Genomic DNA, 1,277 nt, shown 5'->3' on the forward strand with positions numbered 1-1,277 from the left:
CCCGATGCCGGAGAGTGACCCTTCCACGACCACACCATCTGGGTCAGACCGAGAATGCCGTAACGCATCGACACCGGCCTCTGACAGACCCACAGCCGGATATCAGGCTCAAGCCCCCACATCCCCTCTGCGTGTAAGAACCTCCATCAGCATCGTCAGACCACCGACCCCGATCTCTCCCAGACTCATGACCGTGCCCACGCCAAGCTCGATGCGTATGTCGCGGACAACATCCGCCGTACCGGCTTCCGCATCTCCGCGTGCATGAGAGGGGCGTGGAAGCCGGACCTCCCGGAACAACGCCTCTTCATGATGCCCTGCTCCGGCAGGCATCCCCGAAAGACTCTCTTGATAATCACTGATACTGATCTTGCGGCGACGAAGCCACTCGTAAAGTCGCTGGGCCTTGATGCCTTCTCCTTCGCAGAAGCGGTTCAGAGCAATAATGCCTTCGTGCTCACAGTGATGTTTATAGCGTTCCCATATGTCCGAATATACTGCCGACAGACTCTTGTTGTAACCCATATGTCTTTTTAGCCACAAAAATACATCAATAATCCGATATTCGTCAATACGCTATTGCGGACGGCTGTACCTGCGTCTCGTCTCGCCAACGAGCCGGTCAATCTTACTCTGCGCCCTTGCCGCGAGGAATCTGTGGACTTCGATACAACCGAAAACCTCTATCTCGAGGGCGACAATCTCGATGTTCTCAAAGTCCTTCGCGAAACATACCTCGGTCGGGTCAAGATGATTTACATCGACCCTCCCTATAATACAGGTAACGATTTCGTCTATAACGACGATTTCGCTCAGGGTAAGGAGGACTTCGAGCAAACCAGTGGTCTGTTTGATGCCGAGGGCAACCAAACTATCGACCCCATGCAGCGTAACACAGAGGCCAATGGTCGCTTTCACACCGATTGGCTCAATATGATTTATCCTCGCCTTAAAGTCGCTCGCGACTTGCTTACCGATGATGGTGTTATCTTTATCTCGATAGATGATAACGAAAAAGAAAATCTCTCAAAAATATGTGACGAGATTTTCGGTGAAGACAACTTTATCGCTTCATTCCCTTGGCGTAAACGAACGGCAAAAACCGATGTGCCTTTTGGCATTTCACAAGACCACGAATGGATTGTTGCTTATGCAAAGTCAGCTTCGTTTCTTGGTGCAGTTCAAGGAAAAGAACGAAAATATTTCACTAGTGTCTCTTAAAAAGTGTTAATCAAATTCGAGGTCAAGAGTTGGATGGCAATTTGCTATTTGTGCTG

The 1,277-nt window shown here is 50.0% G+C and carries 2 protein-coding genes; one reads left to right on the plus strand and one right to left on the minus strand.

Translation table 11 applies throughout. The features are described 5' to 3' along the window. Positions 1–108: 108 nt before the first annotated feature. Positions 109–525 (minus strand): hypothetical protein, encoded by a 417-nt coding sequence (locus JX312_RS13765; protein WP_123408178.1) that lies wholly within the window; start codon positions 523–525, stop codon positions 109–111. 54 nt (positions 526–579) lie between these two features. Here JX312_RS13765 and JX312_RS13770 point away from each other — a divergent pair, with 54 nt between their 5' ends. Further along, positions 580–1,221: a site-specific DNA-methyltransferase gene (locus JX312_RS13770; protein ID WP_239653939.1), complete on the plus strand. Its 642-nt coding sequence runs from the start codon at positions 580–582 to the stop codon at positions 1,219–1,221. Positions 1,222–1,277: the final 56 nt, after the last annotated feature.

The organism is Barnesiella sp. CU968 (assembly GCF_905219685.1).
In the GTDB taxonomy this organism is placed as follows: domain Bacteria; phylum Bacteroidota; class Bacteroidia; order Bacteroidales; family Muribaculaceae; genus Lepagella; species Lepagella muris_A.

What these genes read in the sequence shown, in the direction of transcription:
- JX312_RS13765 (WP_123408178.1), bottom strand. Translation starts at nt 525, where the DNA reads ATGGGTTACAACAAGAGTCTGTCGGCAGTATATTCGGACATATGGGAA.